Here is a 17,027-nt window from a genome sequence, read left to right as displayed (position 1 = left end):
GTTTACAATAAGTTTCAAAAATGATGAATCATTCTTGAATCTGATATTTCGGTAAAATTACCGCAAATATAGTTCCTTTATTTACATCACTTTTGACGGTTATTTTTCCACGATGGGCCTCGACTAAATGCTTGACAATCGCTAAACCTAAACCAGTTCCCCCAGAATGTCTGCTTCTTGCTTTATCAACCCTGTAGAAGCGCTCGAAAATTCTTGGTATTTCTTCTTTTTTAATCCCTATACCAGTATCTGTAATTATTACCTTTAATTTGTCACCGATATCAACACAATCGATTTTCACTTCACCACCATCAGCAGTATAGGTAAGAGAATTATTAATAAGGTTAATAAATATTTGTTTTAAGCGGTTTAAATCCCCTTCTATGATTAGACCTTCCTTTTCAATTACACTATGCAATGTTATCTTCTTTTCTTCCGCTTTACTTTGTAAAATGACGGTTACTTCATTAAGAATATTTTTTAAATCAACTTGTGAAATCGTTAGTTTAAAGCTGTCTTGTTCGATATGAGATAAATCTAATAGGTCATTTATTAAGCATTGTAAACGATCTGTTTCCTTTAACATTATATTTAAAAAATACTCAGACATTTGTTTATCTTCCAACGCTCCATCAAGCAGCGTTTCAGTAAACCCTTTTATCGATGTCATTGGCGTCTTTAATTCATGAGAAACATTGGCAACAAAGTCTCTTCTTACTTGCTCAAGTTTCTTTAACTCAGTTATATCATGAAAGACGAGTAAGACCCCTTTCCATTCCTCATTCGTCCCAATAATTGGTGCACCATATACATCAAAATGTCGTCTTTCTATTTTAAGAGGAAGATAGAGCTGTTTTCGAACAGACTTTTCAGTAATAAAAATTTGTTCCACCAATTCTTTGATTTCCTCATGCTCAAACGCATTATAATACAAACGAGTAAGATATTCATCAGCATTAATATCAAAAATATCTTCATAATACTTATTGACTAGATTTATATAACCCTTCCCATCTATTAAAATAAGACCGTTTCCCATGCTTTGGATTAATGTTTGCAAACGGTCTTGTTGTACCTCATAAGCAGCTGTCATTTGTTGTAGATTTCTTGCTAAAATATTCATGGACTGGGTAAGCAGACTTGTGTCGTTTATTCTATTTCCAAATATACGTGCCTTATAGTTGCCTCTTGCAAGTTCATTCGCAACAATAACCGCTGACTCCATTGGTTTAACATAATGCCCGATAAATCTAGCTCTTACTATTACTATAAGAATACATACTATTGCCATGATAGTAAAAATCAAAACGTAATTTTTCATATGAATGGATTGTAATAATTCCGCAAAGGTAGATAATTGCAAGCCAAGAAGAACCCCTAAAATCACTAACATGATCAATAAAATAAAAAAGGATAGAAAAAAAATATTAATCTTAAGTCTAATCATTAGGTGTATAGACCTCCATCTTATATCCTAATCCTCTAATTGTTTTTATATAATTTGGCTTTTTAGAATTTTTCTCGATTTTATCACGTAAATGGCTTATATGGACATCGACAATTCTCGAATCCCCGGCAAAATCATAATTCCATACAGCGCTTAACAGCTGCTCTCTTGTCAATACCCTTCCTTTATTCTTAACAAGATAGGCAAGCAATTCAAACTCCTTAGGTGTTAACTCTAATAATTCATCTTCAAAAAATGCTTCGTATTGCTCTGGTAAAATAACTAAACCGCCTAGAGTCATTTTTTCTGTATCTAATATGTCTTGTTCTGCTTTCTCATCAATAATTTGCGTTCTTCTTAATATTGCTTTCACACGCGCCACTACTTCTCTTGGGCTAAATGGCTTCGTCATGTAGTCATCAGCACCTAATTCTAGGCCTAATACTTTATCAAATTCATCATCTTTTGCTGTTAACATGATGATTGGCACTAATACTTTTTGTTGTCGAAGCTGTTTGCAAATTTCGATTCCATCTATTTTTGGTAACATTAAATCTAAAATCATTAAGTCCGGTGTTTCTGTAATCGCCATTTTCAAACCTGCTTCTCCATCCATCGCTGTTTCAACAGCGAAGCCGGCTTGCTCTAAATTATATTTTAATAGGGTAGCAATCGAATGTTCATCTTCAACAACTAAAATTGTTTTTTTCATATAACGCCCCTCCCATCACTATCATACTATGTTTTTTTCGTAATCTCAAAAAACATAAAATAACAAAAAGAGGCTGAATGGTTCAGCCTCTTTTAAAAGTTATTATGCTAATACGTTCATTACACTTTTAACAGATTCAACAGACTTGTCCAACGCTGCCTTTTCTTCAGCAGTTAATTCAAGTTCAATAATTTGTTCGATACCGTTTCCACCAAGAATTGTTGGTACGCCAAGGTAAATACCTTCATAGCCATATTCGCCTTCAAGATAAGCAATAGTTGGTAATACACGACGTTGGTCTTTAAGAATTGCTTCTGCCATTTCAACTAGTGAAGCAGCAGGTGCATAGTAAGCACTACCGTTACCTAATAGGTTAACGATTTCGCCACCACCAGTACGAGTACGTTGAACAATTGCTTCTAAACGATCTGCCGGGATTAGTTTTTCTAGCGGAATACCACCAGCAAATGAGTAGCGAACTAATGGTACCATGTCATCGCCATGACCACCTAATACGAACCCTGTAATATCTTTTACTGATAAGTTTAATTCTTGGGCAACAAATGTACGGAAGCGTGCTGTATCAAGAACACCTGATTGACCTATTACACGATTTTTAGGGAATCCAGATTCTTTGTATACTGTATATGTCATAGCATCAACTGGGTTCGTTAATACGATGATATAGCAGTTTGGAGAATACTTAACAATTTCTTGCGTAACAGCTTTCATTATTTTTGCATTAGTAGAAACTAAATCGTCGCGGCTCATGCCAGGTTTACGAGCAAGGCCGGCAGTAATGATTACTACATCTGAATCAGCAGTATCTTCGTAGTTTGAAGTACCAATAATATTTGCATCAAACATTTGAACTGGTGATGCCTCCAACATGTCTAGAGCTTTACCTTTTGTAGGATTCTCTAATTGTGGAATATCAACTAATACAACATCTCCAAGTTCTTTTTGTGCTGCTAAAAACGCCGCAGTAGCACCTGTAAAACCTGCTCCGATTACAGAAATCTTTTTACGCTTGATTGTCATTTCTATTCCCCCTGATTTATCTGATTTTGAGACTGACCGATACAGCCAGTCCCTAAAAAACAAACATTTTTCAGTAGTTTGTCCAATTTCATTTGGACCTAATGCTTAAAATTATGCCATATTTTTAATTAATTCGTTACCGAATTCTGAACACTTAACTTCAGTTGCTCCATCCATTAAACGAGCAAAATCATAGGTTACAACTTTGCTGGCAATCGTCTTTTCCATAGAGTTGGTGATTAGTTTTGCCGCTTCAGTCCAGCCTAAATGTTCAAGCATAAGCACACCGGAAAGAATAACAGAAGAAGGGTTAACCTTATCTAAGCCTGCATATTTAGGTGCAGTACCATGTGTTGCTTCGAAAATAGCATGTCCTGTTTCATAGTTGATATTAGCGCCAGGGGCAATTCCAATACCACCAACTTGAGCAGCAAGCGCATCAGAAATATAGTCACCGTTTAAGTTCATTGTTGCTACAACTTCAAACTCACGAGGACGTGTTAAAATTTGTTGTAGGAAGATATCTGCAATTGTATCCTTTACGATGATTTTGCCAGTAGCTTCTGCTTCTGCTTGTGCTTTATTGGCAGCATCTTTGCCTTCTGTTTCAACGAGACGGTCATATTGTGCCCAAGTGAATACTTTGTCGCCAAATTCTTCTTCAGCCACTTCATAACCCCAGTTTTTGAACGCACCTTCAGTAAATTTCATAATATTACCTTTATGAACAAGCGTTACACTCTTACGATTATTATCAATTGCATATTGAACTGCTGAACGAACTAAACGCTTCGTACCTTCTGCAGACACTGCTTTAATACCAATACCTGAAGTTTCAGGGAAACGAATCTTATTTACTCCCATTTCATTTTGAAGGAAGTCAATTACTTTTTGAACCTCTGGAGATCCTTGCTGCCACTCAATACCAGCATAAATATCTTCTGTATTTTCACGGAAGATTACCATATCAGTGTCTTCTGGACGTTTAATGGGTGATGGTACACCATTGAAATAACGAACTGGGCGTAAGCAAGTAAATAAATCTAATTCTTGACGAAGTGCAACGTTTAAAGAACGAATACCGCCACCAATAGGTGTTGTTAAAGGTCCTTTAATTGCAATTATGTATTCCTTAATAACATCTAGTGTTTCTTGTGGTAACCATTCCCCTGTTTGGTTAAATGCTTTCTCACCAGCTAATACTTCTTTCCATACAATTTTTTTCTCGCCATTGTATGCTTTTTCAACAGCTGCATCTAATACGCGTGATGATGCTGCCCAAATATCAGGTCCGATTCCATCTCCTTCAATGTACGGAATAACAGGATTATTCGGTACATTTAATACCCCATTGTCTACAGTGATTTTTTGTCCTTGTGTCACTTTCCCTTACCTCCTAAACATTTTGTTGGTCCTCTCTCTCTATTTGACCAAAAAACAATTATTTATTTTCACACTGAGAAAGAGGGAAGTAATATCCCTCCCTCAATGTAATTATAGTATAAAGTTTTTATTAACGATTTTCAATCGGTACCCATGCTTGTTTTTGTGGGCCAACGTAATCTGCACGTGGGCGAATTAAGCGGTTGTTGTCATATTGTTCTAAAATATGAGCTAACCAACCAGAAACGCGGCTAACCGCAAAAATTGGTGTGAATAAATCATGCTCAATGTCTAAACTATGATATACAGACGCTGAATAGAAGTCCACATTTGGAGGAATATTCTTTTTCTCTCTTACAATCGCTTCCATTTTAACAGACATTTCATACCATTTTGGCTCGCCTGTAAGCGTTGTTAATTGTTGAGACATTTTTTGTAAGTGCTTTGCACGTGGGTCGCCTTGACGATATACGCGGTGACCGAAGCCCATGATTTTTTGCTTGTTAGCAAATGCATTTTCTAAATATGAATCAACAGCTTCAACAGAACCAATTTCTGCTAGCATTTTCATAACTTGTTCATTTGCGCCACCATGTAAAGGTCCTTTTAATGCACCAATCGCAGCAGTGATACCTGAATATACATCAGAAAGTGTCGCTACGCAAACACGAGCTGTAAATGTAGACGCATTCAATTCATGGTCAGCATGTAATACTAATGCTTTATCAATCGCTTCGATTGCAATTGCCTCAGGTTCTTTTCCACTAAGCATATATAAGAAGTTTGCTGCAATGGATAAATCAGTACGAGGTGCTACTGGGTCTAATCCTTTGCGAATTCTTGAGAATGTAGCAACTAATGTTGGCATTTTTGCTTGGAGACGAATAGCTTTACGATAATTTGCCTCCTTGTCCATTACATCTGCTTCATCATCAAATAGACCTAACATTGACACCGCTGTACGTAATGCAGCCATTGGATGTACTTTATCGATAGGATATGATCTAAAATGATCAATAATCTCTTGAGGTATACTTGCATTTTCAGCAAGCTGTTGCTTTAATTCGGCTAGTTCCTCTTTATTTGGAAGTTTAAAATGCCATAAAAGATATACAACCTCTTCAAAACTTGCATTTTCAGCCAAATCATCGATTGGATGCCCCACATACGTTAATTGATCATCAATAATTGAACTTACTTTTGATTGTGTTGCTACTACCCCTTCAAGACCACGAGTTACTAATGTCATACTTGACCCCTCTCCTTTACTAATAAAATTTACTAATAAATTTACCCCAACCCTAAAGACTTTTTCTAAAAAGAAAATGCTTACATTTCCTTCATGCGAAAAATGTCGGAAGGATAGACACAAAATTATTATAAACAATAATCAGACTTTTGTGAATCAAAAGTGAATAGAAAATTAATAAAAATATACTTTTTTTCCTCAAAAAACTGAAATTGTAATAATAATTGATTGTTTTCTACCAATTACTGTTATAATTAACAGTAGAAGTAGAAATACAATTGGATTTACAATGTGCGTCAACCTTCCAATTTGCACGTTAACATTATCGTAACATATTCGACAAAAAATCGCCACAACTTCATGGCAACATGGCCGACTTTTTTTCTTTCTTTAAATCTTATTCCATTGTAAAATATTACAAAACAACAAAATGAAAGGAAGTTATCGTTGAACTCAGTATATATTTATAGAGCCTTACGGTTTTTGCTTGTCCTAGCCATTATAATTGTTGTGCCAATAGGCCTTTATTTTGTCTCATCCGTTACTTACCCATTTATTATTGCCTTTGTGCTCGCTTTTATAATGAATCCTTTAGTAAATTTTTTTGAGTATAAAACAAAAATGCCGAGGACCTTGGCGGTTATCATTGTATTAATATTAATTATCGGGGTTGTTGCAGGTCTTTTAACTTTACTAATTGCGGAAATTATTTCAGGCTCTAATTACTTAGCTAAAGTTGTTCCTACACAATTTGAAAATCTTGTTGCATATGTAGAGGAGTACGTAACGAATCAAATTATTCCTTTTTACAACCAAATTCTAATCTTTTTTAATGATTTAGATGCTGGGCAGCAGGATACAATCATAAAAAACATTCAAGATGTTGGCACAGCAATTGCATCTAGAGTAAGTGCATGGATCGAAGTGATTTTAAGGGCGATTCCGAACTTTCTAGGTGTTTTGCCTAATATAGCTACCGTCTTAATCTTTTCACTCTTAGCAACTTTCTTTATAAGTAAGGATTGGTACCGTTTAAAAGATTACGGACGTAAATTTTTACCGATGAAATTTCAATCAAGCGGCAGAACTGTTTATGATGATTTAAAGAAAGCTTTAATAGGATTTATTAAAGCCCAGGCTACGTTAATTTCAATCACGACGATTATCGTATTATTAGGCCTTCTCTTCTTTAAGGTTGAATATGCTGTTACGATTGCTTTAATTATTGGATTCGTTGATGTTCTACCTTATTTAGGAACTGGAGCAATCTTTGTGCCATGGATTGTTTATCTTATCTTTGCAAATGATATTTCGTTAGCAATTAAATTAGGAAGTCTATACATAGTTGTTTTAATCGTTAGACAAGTGATGGAGCCGAGAATTTTATCCTCGAGCATTGGACTTGATCCGCTTGCTACGTTAATTGCCTTGTTTGTTGGTTTTAAGCTTTTTGGATTTCTTGGTTTAATTATTGGCCCTGTTACCCTAGTCCTCTTTAATACGTTACATGATGCTAATGTGTTTAAAGACGTGTGGACGTATATTGTCGGCAAAAAAGAAGCGTAGAAAGTTATGTTACTTTCTACGCTTTTTTATCTAATTATATAAAAGACCAGTTTTCAGATGACGCTGGCAAGACCATCGTAAATATCGCCGCGGGCGGCATCGACAGTAATTTCCTGTCCATCTTTAAATAATGTCGTCGCATTTTGAACACCAACAATAACAGGTAATCCAAGACTTAGGCCGATAACGGCTGCATGGCTAGTTAAGCCGCCTTCCTCTGTAATAATCGCTGCTGCGTTCTCTAATACTGGCATCATATCGCGATCAGTATTCGTTGTAACAACAATCGCTCCATCTTTCATTTTCTGTTCTGCTTCTTTGACGTTCTTGATAATAACAACTTCACCTGTTGCACTTCTGCGGCCGATTCCTTGCCCTTTTGCAATTACATCGCCAATAATATGAACCTTCATTAAATTTGTCGTTCCAGGCGTTCCAATTGGTACACCTGCGGTTAAAACGACAAGGTCACCATGGGAAACTAAACCTGTCTCAAGTGCATCTTGAACGGCATTATCAAGCATTTCATCAGTTGTCTCCGAAGATTTCCCTACTTTTGTAAAAACACCCCATACAAGCGCTAATTTTCTTGAAATTTTATTGCTTGGTGTAACAGCAATGATTGGGGCTTTAGGACGATATTTAGAAATACTTTGCGCTGTTGATCCGCTTTCGGTTGGCGTTATGATTGCTTTTACATTTAAGTTTAAGGCTGTATGGGCTACAGATTGACTGATAGCGTCTGTTATCGTTACTTCGCTTTCTTTTCTACGATTTGTTAACAGTTCTAAGTAAGATAAAGCTGTTTCCGCCTTAGAAGCAATCCTGTCCATTGTTTGAACAGCTTCGACAGGATATGTGCCAGCGGCTGTTTCACCAGAAAGCATAATCGCATCTGTCCCATCAAATATAGCATTGGCAACATCGCTTGCTTCAGCCCTCGTTGGTCTAGGATTTCTTTGCATTGAATCTAGCATTTGTGTTGCCGTTATAACTGGCTTACCAGCGGTATTACATTTTTTAATAAGCATTTTCTGAACTAATGGAACATCTTCAGCGGGAATTTCGACACCAAGGTCACCGCGAGCAACCATCATCCCATCAGAAACCTCCAAAATTTCATCAATGTTTTCTACCCCTTGTTGATTCTCGATTTTTGGAATAATTCGGATTGTTGTTCCGTTATTCTTTTCTAAGAGCTTGCGAATGGCTAAAACATCCTGTGCCTTTCTTACAAATGAGGCAGCGATAAAATCAACATTTTGTTCGATTCCAAACAAAATATCTTGCGCATCCTTTTCGGTCATTGCAGGAAGATTAATAACTACATTTGGAACATTAACACCTTTTCTATTTTTTAAAATACCGCTATTTAATATTTTTGTACGGATTTCATTATTGCCTTTATGCAATACCTCTAGTTCAATTAAACCATCATCAAGAAGTATTTTTGAGCCCACTTCAACATCATCAATTAGCCCCGGATATGAAATAGAAAATTTTTCTTCTGTTCCAACAACCTCTGTCATTGAAACGGTAACTTCATTCCCTACATTAAGGTGAATTTCTCCACCTGTCATTGTGTGTGTACGTATTTCTGGACCTTTCGTATCTAATAATATCGCAATATCTTTTTGTAATCTTTTAGCTGCTTCACGAATATTTTTAATACGCTCCCCATGCTCCTCATAGTTCCCATGGGAAAAATTTAATCTAGCTACATTCATTCCAGCTTTCATTAGTTCCATTAAAATATCTACTGATTCACTTGCTGGCCCAATCGTGCAGACAATTTTTGTTTTTCTCATTTTCTAGGCCTCCTGTTTTGTTTAGAAAGATAAATTTATATTGATAACTCCTGAGAAAGTTTGTACATTTCAACATCGAGCTTATGTTCTCTCGAAAGGATTTCGATTATATCATGGTCAACAACTTTATTGCATTCAACCCCGACCATTCTACCTTTTTTCCCTTCAATCAACAACTCAACGGCACGAGCGCCTAATCGGCTTGCCAGTGTCCGATCAAATGCTGTTGGTTTTCCACCACGTTGGATATAACCTAATACAGTGACTCTTGTTTCTAGGTTTGTTGCTTCCTGAATCTTTTTACTAAATTCTAAACCGCTGCCAACACCTTCGGCAATAATGATAATACTATGCTTTTTCCCACGCTCATGGCCACGTAAAATTCGACCTGCAATCTCATCCATATTATATTGAACTTCAGGGATAATAATCGATTCAGCACCACCAGCCAGTCCCGCCCATAGTGCAATATCACCAGCATGCCGCCCCATTGTTTCAATTACATATGTTCTTTCATGGGAGGTAGCTGTATCACGAATTTTATCAATTGCATCTAGGACGGTGTTTAATGCTGTATTAAAACCGATTGTAAAATCGGTGCCAGGGATATCATTATCGATTGTTCCTGGTATACCAATACATGGGAAGCCTTTTTCAGTCAGGTCTTTTGCCCCACGGAAAGATCCGTCACCACCAATTACAACAAGTCCTTCAATTCCATACCTGTTCAGTTCTTCGATGGCCTTTTGCCTACCTTCCTCTGTTTTAAATTCTTTGCAGCGAGCTGTATAAAGCATTGTTCCGCCACGATGGATAATATCACCTACAGAGCCAAGTTCCAGTTTTCTCATATCACCAGATATTAAACCTGCAAACCCATAATTTATACCATAGACTTCTACACCGTGAAAAATTGCCTTTCTGACAACTGCACGAATCGCAGCATTCATTCCTGGGGAGTCTCCTCCACTTGTTAATACACCGATTTTTTTCATCCTCGGGCCACCTCATTATCTATATTATCTTTCATTTTTTTGGTAAATTTAATACTATCAGTATAAGAAAACGTGCTTCCGATTCAATGAAAGCACGTTTATGACAGTAATTTACTTTGCTTCTATATATTCATTACAAAACGAAATCTTTCCTATGTTCTTATACTTTAAATACCTATTATGAACGATAGCATTTTCATCTAATACCATTAATTCATCCATTGATTTGGCAAGCACTTTGTCAATTTCTTCGGCTTGCTTCACGATATCACGGTGGGCTCCGCCTTTCACTTCTGGAATAATTTCGTCTATAATCCCAAGCTCTTTTAAATCAGGTGCAGTAATTCTCATCGATTCAGCTGCTCGCTTTGCTTGGCTAGCGTCTCTCCAAAGAATAGAAGCAGCGCCTTCAGGTGAGATAACAGAATATGTAGAGTTTTCGAGCATATGAATATGGTTTCCAACGCCTATTCCAAGTGCACCACCGCTACCGCCCTCACCGATTACAATGCTAATAACGGGTACTGTTAAACCAGCCATTTCAAATAGATTTTTGGCAATTGCTTCACTTTGGCCTCTTTCCTCTGCAGCCTTTCCGGGATAAGCGCCTTTCGTATCAATAAAGGTAATAATCGGACGTTTAAACTTCTCCGCCTGTTTCATTAAACGCAAAGCTTTACGATAGCCCTCAGGGTGTGGCATACCGAAATTGCGGCGAATATTTTCTTTCGTGTCTTTTCCACGCTGATGACCAACAATAGTAACGGGTATACCGTGATATTTTGCAATACCACCAACAATCGCTTCATCATCACTATAAAAACGGTCTCCATGCAATTCAATAAAATCAGTAAAAAGGTGCCCAATGTATTCAAGAGATGTTGGTCTATTTGGAAAGCGGGCAATTTGAACTCGATCCCATGGGGTTAAATTGCCATATACCTCTTGCTCTAATTTTTCTAGTCTTGATTCTAATTTTTTAATTTCATCGGAAAGATCAATTTCTTTTTCCTCAGTAAATTTTTTTAATTCGATAATTTTTTTGCGAAGTTCTATAACCGGACGTTCAAATTCCATTTCTCCTGCCAATTAAAAAACACCTCCTATAAATTTGCAAATTTATGAATATCAAGGACAGTCGCTAATGTCTCTTTTAATTCCATTCTATTTACTACTTTGTCTAATTGACCATGTTTAAACAAGAACTCGGCTGTTTGAAAATCATCTGGCAATTGCTCGCGGATTGTTTGCTCTATAATTCTTCTGCCCGCAAAACCGATTAATGCACCAGGTTCAGCGAAATTATAGTCTCCTAATGACGCGAAGCTTGCGGATACGCCACCTGTTGTTGGATGTGTCATCACCGAAATAATTAAACCACCACTATTGCTTAATGCTTTCAAGGCAGCACTCGTTTTTGCCATTTGCATTAAGCTAAGAACACCTTCTTGCATCCGCGCACCGCCAGATGCAGTGAAAATAATGAATGGAATTTTTCGCTCAATTGCTTTTTCAATAGCCCGGGTGATTTTTTCTCCAACTACAGAACCCATGCTACCCATTCGAAAACCCGAATCCATCACAGCAATAACCGTTTCAAGTCCATTTATTTTTCCTTCACCTGTTACAATCGCTTCATTTAAACCTGTTTTCCTGCGGTCTATTTCAATTTTTTCAATATAATCCGGAAAATTCAATGGATTTTCTGAAATCATATTTTGATCATATTCTACAAATGTCCCTTCATCAATAACACTGGCAATCCGTTCACTTGAATTCATTTGAAAATGGTGTCCACAAACTTGGCAGACCATTAAACTTTTCATTAATTCTTTTGTGTACATAATTTTTTTACAATCAGGACATTTCGTCATTAAGCCTTCTGGTACATCTTGTTTGCCTTGTTCAGAAGGAATTGCAGCATACTTCTTTCTTTTTTTCCCTAATAAATCCTTAAGCAACCAAATACCCCCCTAACAGCCTAGCTCATCAACTTTTTTTAAAAAAGCGATACGCCCTAATTTTCTTCTAGTAAAGATAGTTTTCTTGTTTTTTCTTTGATGTCTTCTGGATCTATAACTTTCCTAGCTACACCGGTTTCAATCGCCGCTTTAGCTACAGCCGCTGCTACCTCTGGTGCAACCCTAGTATCAAATGGAGCTGGAATGACGTAATCAGATGAAAGCTCCTCGTCTGAAATTAAGCCAGCAATAGCATTTACTGCTGCTATTTTCATTTCTTCGTTAATATGGGTGGCATGCGTATCTAATGCCCCTCTAAAAATACCTGGAAACGCTAAAACGTTATTAACTTGATTTGGAAAATCAGAACGGCCTGTTCCAACAACTTTAGCGCCGCATTCTTTAGCAAGCGATGGCAGGATTTCCGGATCAGGATTAGCCATTGCAAAAATAATCGGATCGTTGTTCATTGATTTTACCATTTCAGGTGTTAACGCACCTTCAACAGAAACACCAATAAATACATCTGCACCTTTAATAACATCTGCTAAAGTGCCTTCAATTTTCTCGAGGTTTGTCATTTTAGCCACTTGTTCTTTGATTTCATTCATCCCATATGGGCGGCCTTCAAAAATGGCTCCTTTCGTATCACACATAATCGCATTTCGAACACCAAATTGATATAGAAGCTTAACGATGGCGATTCCGGCCGCACCAGCACCATTCATAACAACTTTAATATCGGAAATTGATTTCCCAACTAATTTCAGCGCATTTACTAATCCTGCAACTGTAACAATGGCCGTACCATGTTGATCATCATGAAAAACTGGAATGCTCGCTTCTTTTTTCAGTCTTTCTTCAATTATAAAACAGTTAGGTGCTGAGATATCTTCTAAATTAACACCACCAAATGTAGGCTGTAATAATTTGACAGTTTCGATTATTTTTTCAACATCCGTTGTATTTAAGCAAATCGGGAATGCATCTACACCTGCAAAACTTTTAAACAAGACAGCCTTTCCTTCCATTACCGGAAGAGCTGCTTCAGGTCCGATGTTCCCTAATCCGAGTACGGCTGTTCCATCAGAAACTACAGCAACCATATTGCCCTTCATTGTGTATTCATAAACTTTATTTTTATCCTCATAGATTACTTTACACGGCTCAGCAACTCCTGGTGAATAAGCCAAGCTTAAATCATTCGCATTCCGAACCGGAACCTTTGATTTGATTTCTACTTTTCCTTTGTTAATTTGATGTATGTGTAATGCTTCCTCCCGTGTAACGGACATTCATTTCACTCCTTCAGTAATTGCCTAGCTCGTTTGTATAAAGTAAGACCTAGTCTTAAAAATAAATACTAAACTCCTTTATTATATCAAAAGTGATTATCCTGTAAAGATGCTTCATTTTTGTGACTATTTCTTTTATTTCAAATTTACTTTTTTATTACGACATTTTTCGCACCTAATACCATTTTTAGCTTTTTCAGGCATTCAGCAGTTAATTTTGCCGACCACTCTTTCGGAAGCAATACCGTTTTTTGTTCATCGGCATAATGGATATAAACTGCTGTTGTTCCTGGATATTGTTTTAAGATATTTTTGATTTGATGTAATTTTCCAGCTTGTTGTTGATTTTTATCTACTTTCAAATAAAGCTTTTCAAAAGCATGCGCTTTTAAAGTTTTTATTGATGTTACAGCATTTATAATGAGCTGCAGCTTTTCCTCTCTTTCTTCTATTTTGCCTTGAATAAATAAAATTTCCCCTTTATTTAATAATGTTACATATTTTTTGTAGGTCGCTGGAAAAGCAACGGCCTCGATTTCCCCAGTATCATCACTTAAAGTTAGAAACGCCATTTGTTCCCCTTTTTTTGTCTTAATCACCTTTTCATTAGCAATCAGTGCACCAACATGGATAGATGTGCCGACAAGCGCTTTGAGATGGGCAATCGTTACAGCATTCATTCTCGTTAATAAAGTTTTATAAGGCTCAATTGGATGATCGGACAAATAAAAGCCGAAAACTTCTTTTTCAAATTGCAGCTTAGCTTCAGTTGAGAATGGTTCAACCATTACATATTGCGGCTTTGGTACAATATCATCCGATAAAAAAAGGCCGCCATCCTCTTCATTTACTAATTCAGCATAGTTCACCGCTGCATCAAGACTAGCCAACAATTCGGCCCGGTCTTTTCCAAACTCATCCAAACTCCCTGATAAGATTAACGATTCAATTACTCTACGGTTAACGACTCTAAGTGATACCCTTGCACAAAAATCGAAAAGATCTGTAAATTTGCCTTTTTTCTTGCGATGATAAAGAATTTCCTTGAGCGCTGTCATCCCGATATTTTTGATCGAGGCTAAACTAAATCTAAGCTTTCCATCTTCAACCATAAAGCGGTACGTGCTTTTGTTAATCGATGGCGGAAGGATTTTTATATGTTTTTGCTTTGCCTCACCAATATATTGAGCAATTTTATCTTCATTTCCAACAACGCTCGTTAAGAGGGCTGCCATAAAATACAATGGATAATTCGCCTTTAAGTAAGCCAACCAGTAGGCAATAACACTATAAGCAACAGCATGGCTACGATTAAAGCCGTAATTTGCAAAACGGACAATTAAATCATACACCTGTCCTGCAACTATTTCGTCATAGCCATTTTTAAGACAGCCTTTCACAAAGTGTTCTCTTTCTTTCTCTAATATTTCCCGCTTCTTCTTGCTAACGGCACGTCTTAATAGGTCTGCTTCACCTAATGTAAAGCCAGCCATTCTCGAGGCGATTTGCATAATCTGCTCTTGATAGACGATGACGCCATAGGTTGGTGCGAGAATCTCTTTTAAATCCTCATGCGGAAAAGAAATCTTCCTTTCACCGTGCTTTCTTTCAATAAAAGTCGGAATATTTTCCATCGGGCCGGGACGATACAAGGCATTGACAGCTACAATATCTTCAAAATTAGTAGGCTTCAAACGGGATAATACTTTCCTCATTCCTGTCGATTCAAGCTGAAAGACCCCTGTTGTATCACCTTCTCCAAGCAAAGTAAATGTTTTTTCATCGTCCATTGGAATATCTTGGAGATTCATAGTTTGCCCCATTTCTTTCTGAATTAACGCTTGAATATTTTCAATAAGCGTCAAGTTGCGCAAACCGAGAAAATCCATTTTTAATAAGCCCACTTCTTCAAGTATTTCCATTGGATATTGAGTTAATAATACATCGCCATGCCCTTCCTGCAATGGAACAGAGTCTGTTAATGGGGAATCACTGATTACCACCCCTGCTGCATGTGTTGATGTATGCCTAGGAAGACCTTCAATTTTTTGAGCAATTGTAAATACTTTTCGGGCGACATGATTTTCTTTTAGTTCATTTTGTAGTGCTGCTGATTCTTTCAGTGCCTGCTCTAACGTGATGCTAGGCCGTCCAGGAATGACTTTCGCTAAGCGATCAATTTCATTTACTGGCACTCCAAGCACTCTGCCAACATCTCTGATTGACCCACGGGCAGCCAATGTGCCAAACGTGATAATTTGGGCGACATGCTCTTTACCGTATTTTCGTGAAACATATTGAATCATTTCATCGCGGCGGTGGTCAGGAAAGTCAATATCAATATCCGGCATCGAGATTCGTTCTGGATTTAAAAAGCGCTCAAATAATAAATTATATTTTAATGGATCAATATTGGTGATTCCAAGAACATAAGCAACTAGTGAACCCGCTGCAGAGCCCCTTCCTGGACCTACTAAAATTCTTTTTTTATGTGCATAGCTCATAAAATCCCAAACAATTAAAAAATAATCGCTAAATTTCATTTTTTGAATAACCGATAATTCATATTCTAATCGTTCCCCAGCACCACTTGGCGGCGAAGCTTTATATCTTTTTTCTAATCCTTTCAAGCATAAGCTTTTTAAAAACTGATCTGCAGACATCCCTGTTGGCAAGGGGTATTTCGGCAAGACCATTTCACCTAGCGGAATCGTCACTTCGCATTGGTTGGCAATTTTCACAGTATTGGCAATGGCCTCGGGAAGATGGTGAAACTGCCTTATCATCATTTCTTCATCTTTTAAGTAATTCTCTCGTCTTTCAATTGGACTTTCTTTTTCATTGAGCTTTGTGCCATGCTTTATGCATTGCAAACAGTCATGAATGAGCGCATCTTCCTTTTTTAAATAGTGAACACGGTTCGTTGCTACAGCTTGAATGTTTTTTTCTTTGCAAAATTTGATTACTAAACTATTGAGGCGCTCCTCCTCTTTTGTTGTACTTGGTTCAATGCCGATATAAAAATTTTCTTTAAACACTTGCACGTATTTTTCAACTGTTCGTTCAGCCTCTTGAAATGATTGTTTCAAAAGGTGTTGATTCATTTCACCTGAAGCAGGAGAAATGGCAATAAGTCCTTCTGAATGGGACATTAATATTGGTAAGGGGACACCGTTTTTATGTTCGGTTTGAACAATGGTTGAAAGCTTAAGCAAGTGGCGATAGCCAGTATTCGTCCGGGCTAATACGAGCATGGGATAACTGGCATGCTTACCTTCCATACTAACTTCAGTTTCAGCTTCTACTAAAAGTAACATACCTAAAATTGGTTTAATGTGCTGACGTTTGCATGCTTTGTAAAATGCAACCGCCCCGTACATTACATTTTCATCTGTGATTGCCAAAGCCGCATGTCCCTGTGTAGCTGCTGAACGTACAAGCTCTTCAACATTCATCGTACTATTAAGCAAACTATAAGAACTATGTACATGAAGATGTACAAATTTCATTTTCCTCACACCCTAATAAATATAAATGTCGATAGTATAAAACAAACATACTAGTCTGCTT

The 17,027-nt window shown here is 37.1% G+C and carries 12 protein-coding genes; 1 reads left to right on the top strand and 11 read right to left on the bottom strand.

Annotated elements, in window-relative coordinates; all coding sequences use genetic code 11:
• Window positions 1-28 precede the first annotated feature (28 nt).
• The 5 genes from GX497_05905 to citZ all read right to left on the bottom strand — a co-directional run bounded on the left by GX497_05905 (window position 29) and on the right by citZ (window position 5,832).
• Complete coding sequence (locus GX497_05905; protein HHY72748.1) at window positions 29-1,447, bottom strand: PAS domain-containing protein; 1,419 nt, start codon at window positions 1,445-1,447, stop codon at window positions 29-31.
• On the bottom strand, window positions 1,440-2,159 hold the full coding sequence (locus tag GX497_05900) for a response regulator transcription factor (protein ID HHY72747.1): 720 nt from the start codon (window positions 2,157-2,159) through the stop codon (window positions 1,440-1,442). Before GX497_05900 ends, GX497_05905 begins: the two co-directional genes overlap by 8 nt.
• Before the next feature lie 102 nt (window positions 2,160-2,261).
• A complete protein-coding gene (gene mdh / locus GX497_05895) occupies window positions 2,262-3,200 on the bottom strand; it encodes a malate dehydrogenase (protein HHY72746.1) in 939 nt (312 codons plus the stop codon).
• A gap of 111 nt (window positions 3,201-3,311) precedes the next feature.
• Window positions 3,312-4,583 carry an NADP-dependent isocitrate dehydrogenase gene (gene icd, locus GX497_05890; protein HHY72745.1) on the bottom strand — a complete coding sequence of 424 codons (1,272 nt, stop codon included), beginning with the start codon at window positions 4,581-4,583 and terminating at the stop codon, window positions 3,312-3,314.
• Window positions 4,584-4,713: 130 nt separating this feature from the next.
• Window positions 4,714-5,832, bottom strand: a complete 1,119-nt coding sequence (gene citZ / locus GX497_05885; GenBank protein ID HHY72744.1) for a citrate synthase — start codon at window positions 5,830-5,832, stop codon at window positions 4,714-4,716.
• Between the two features lie 447 nt (window positions 5,833-6,279).
• Here citZ and ytvI point away from each other — a divergent pair, with 447 nt between their 5' ends.
• The gene (ytvI, locus tag GX497_05880) at window positions 6,280-7,398 is read left to right on the top strand and encodes a sporulation integral membrane protein YtvI (protein ID HHY72743.1); all 1,119 of its coding nucleotides are present in this window, start codon (window positions 6,280-6,282) and stop codon (window positions 7,396-7,398) included.
• A 53-nt stretch (window positions 7,399-7,451) separates the two neighbouring features.
• Here ytvI and pyk read toward each other — a convergent pair whose 3' ends face one another.
• From pyk to dnaE, 6 genes are all read right to left on the bottom strand, one after another.
• Complete coding sequence (gene pyk, locus GX497_05875) at window positions 7,452-9,206, bottom strand: pyruvate kinase (GenBank protein ID HHY72742.1); 1,755 nt, start codon at window positions 9,204-9,206, stop codon at window positions 7,452-7,454.
• Window positions 9,207-9,241: 35 nt separating this feature from the next.
• Complete coding sequence (gene pfkA / locus GX497_05870) at window positions 9,242-10,201, bottom strand: 6-phosphofructokinase (protein HHY72741.1); 960 nt, start codon at window positions 10,199-10,201, stop codon at window positions 9,242-9,244.
• Window positions 10,202-10,312: 111 nt separating this feature from the next.
• The gene (gene accA / locus GX497_05865) at window positions 10,313-11,290 is read right to left on the bottom strand and encodes an acetyl-CoA carboxylase carboxyl transferase subunit alpha (GenBank protein HHY72740.1); all 978 of its coding nucleotides are present in this window, start codon (window positions 11,288-11,290) and stop codon (window positions 10,313-10,315) included.
• A 14-nt stretch (window positions 11,291-11,304) separates the two neighbouring features.
• Entirely contained in the window at window positions 11,305-12,162 is an 858-nt protein-coding gene (locus GX497_05860) for an acetyl-CoA carboxylase carboxyltransferase subunit beta (GenBank protein HHY72739.1), read from the bottom strand.
• A gap of 56 nt (window positions 12,163-12,218) precedes the next feature.
• Complete coding sequence (locus GX497_05855) at window positions 12,219-13,457, bottom strand: NAD-dependent malic enzyme (protein HHY72738.1); 1,239 nt, start codon at window positions 13,455-13,457, stop codon at window positions 12,219-12,221.
• A gap of 146 nt (window positions 13,458-13,603) precedes the next feature.
• The gene (dnaE, locus tag GX497_05850; GenBank protein HHY72737.1) at window positions 13,604-16,966 is read right to left on the bottom strand and encodes a DNA polymerase III subunit alpha; all 3,363 of its coding nucleotides are present in this window, start codon (window positions 16,964-16,966) and stop codon (window positions 13,604-13,606) included.
• Window positions 16,967-17,027 lie beyond the last annotated feature (61 nt).

This window comes from Bacillus sp. (in: firmicutes) (genome assembly GCA_012842745.1).
Classification (GTDB): domain Bacteria; phylum Bacillota; class Bacilli; order Bacillales; family Bacillaceae_J; genus Schinkia.
The sequence above is the reverse complement of the archived record's forward strand: the minus strand, read 5'-3'. Positions and strand labels throughout refer to the sequence as shown.

Coding starts and splice junctions, on each gene's coding strand:
- GX497_05905 (HHY72748.1), bottom strand. CDS start 1,447: ATGATTAGACTTAAGATTAATATTTTTTTTCTATCCTTTTTTATTTTA.
- GX497_05900 (HHY72747.1), bottom strand. CDS start 2,159: ATGAAAAAAACAATTTTAGTTGTTGAAGATGAACATTCGATTGCTACC.
- mdh (HHY72746.1), bottom strand. CDS start 3,200: ATGACAATCAAGCGTAAAAAGATTTCTGTAATCGGAGCAGGTTTTACA.
- citZ (HHY72744.1), bottom strand. CDS start 5,832: ATGACATTAGTAACTCGTGGTCTTGAAGGGGTAGTAGCAACACAATCA.
- pyk (HHY72742.1), bottom strand. CDS start 9,206: ATGAGAAAAACAAAAATTGTCTGCACGATTGGGCCAGCAAGTGAATCA.
- pfkA (HHY72741.1), bottom strand. CDS start 10,201: ATGAAAAAAATCGGTGTATTAACAAGTGGAGGAGACTCCCCAGGAATG.
- GX497_05855 (HHY72738.1), bottom strand. CDS start 13,457: ATGTCCGTTACACGGGAGGAAGCATTACACATACATCAAATTAACAAA.
- dnaE (HHY72737.1), bottom strand. CDS start 16,966: ATGAAATTTGTACATCTTCATGTACATAGTTCTTATAGTTTGCTTAAT.